General features: G+C 38.3%; 1 protein-coding gene and 2 pseudogenes. All 3 read left to right on the forward strand.

Annotation, left to right across the window (positions count from 1 at the left end):
* Positions 1–81: pseudogene (locus AC1DJR_RS29170) on the forward strand (spore germination protein); the annotation flags it as partial.
* 722 nt (positions 82–803) lie between these two features.
* Entirely contained in the window at positions 804–1,091 is a 288-nt protein-coding gene (locus tag AC1DJR_RS29175) for a hypothetical protein (protein WP_002135972.1), read from the forward strand.
* A gap of 201 nt (positions 1,092–1,292) precedes the next feature.
* Positions 1,293–1,607, forward strand: a pseudogene (locus tag AC1DJR_RS29180) (BclA C-terminal domain-containing protein); the annotation flags it as partial.

Below are 1,607 nucleotides of genomic sequence, written 5' to 3' on the forward strand. Positions count from 1 at the left end.
GCCAATAATTTTAGCGGTGTTAGTGCAACAAACACATACGATTCTGATGTTGCAGATCAAAACCAAGTTGGAACAGTCTAAAAGTATTCATTTCCTTCTACCTCCCTGAATAAATTCCTAAATATTGTTTATGCTATTGATACAATCAATTATTGAACTTCCTAATTTAATTCTTTAGTGAATAAAATTCTAAGTGTTTTCCGATACTATAAGAGAATTTAAAACAAACTTTTAAATTCTTCCCACTCTAGCTCTCTTGGTCGAGAGKTGAGCAGTTAGCTTTTRCTARCTGCTCTTTTTTAGTTTGTCCGAATAAAATTCTAAATTCTGTCCAATACTATAAATAGGCTGATATAGCTTGAATTCACAGTGACCTCTGTAATTTTCTTTTTCCCTTTCTCCGAGGGCTTAGCAGTTAGCTTTTGCTAACTGCTTTTTTGTTCTTATTCTTCTACTTATTACATACATTTTTAACGTGTTCATTTTGTTCACTGAGTTACCTCTTATCTGTAGAGCAACCTAAATGGTTGCTCTATTTCAATTTCTTCTTCACTACAAAATGAAATTTTTATACCAATCCTCATCAAGTGTTACAGCAATTACGTCGCCTCTTGTCTTCTTCTTTTAGCCAATTCATTTTAATATAGCTATATCCTATAACTTACCTTCTAATAAATTTATTTTAGAAGATTAAAAACACATGTTTATTGCCCATTCCTCAAACAACCCATACCCGCATAAATTATTAAGTATCTAAAATCCATAATTAATAATTATTTTGATCAAAAGAGAGGAGTGTTAATATGGACATCAACAATCAACAATCTTATACCCCTATTGATTATTATCGAGAGCCTCAGCAAGCCTTATATCCACAATCACATAACCTTCAACAACAAACTCTTACTATAATAACTCCAGCTGTTAGTCATGGGTTACAAGAAGCTCAGCACCTTGGCTATCGACATGCATTAACAGAAGCTGTTGCCATAGGATACTTGATGGGAAGAGGTTACAATTATAATGCTGCTTGGAAAACCGTTGAGTCTTGGTGGAGACCGCCAGGGACTCCACTTCCTACGCCGTACTAAAGTTATTAATAAAGCCTTTCCTTTGAAGAGCACTTATATATATGGTGCTCTTTTTGGTATGGAATGTGAAATAGAGGCTTGCTCTTAAAACCTTTTATGTAATTTTTATAGGTTTTTTCCTTACACCYGTGTGTCKGTTTACTCATAAGTTGTTAWAGTATAAATATAAATTGGTAGTTMATTTATAAGKGAGGTGTAAAAATGAGTAAATTTAAAAAGAATTGTCACATACCCTTTCCATGTTCCTTTCCTTTGCCTCAAATAGGGCCTACTGGGCCTACCGGCATAACCGGAGCAACCGGACCTTCTGGTGGACCTCCGGGGCCCACTGGACCTACCGGATTGCCAGGAACTGGTGGACCTCCGGGGCCTACTGGGCCTACCGGCATAACCGGAGCWACYGGACCTTCTGGTGGACCTCCGGGGCCCACTGGACCTACCGGATTGCCAGGAACTGGTGGACCTCCRGGGCCTACTGGGCCTACCGGCATAACCGGAGCTACTGGACCTTCTGGT

The sequence above is a fragment of the Bacillus sp. 05T31 genome (assembly GCF_056396725.1).

Coding starts and splice junctions, on each gene's coding strand:
- AC1DJR_RS29175 (WP_002135972.1), top strand. CDS start 804: ATGGACATCAACAATCAACAATCTTATACCCCTATTGATTATTATCGA.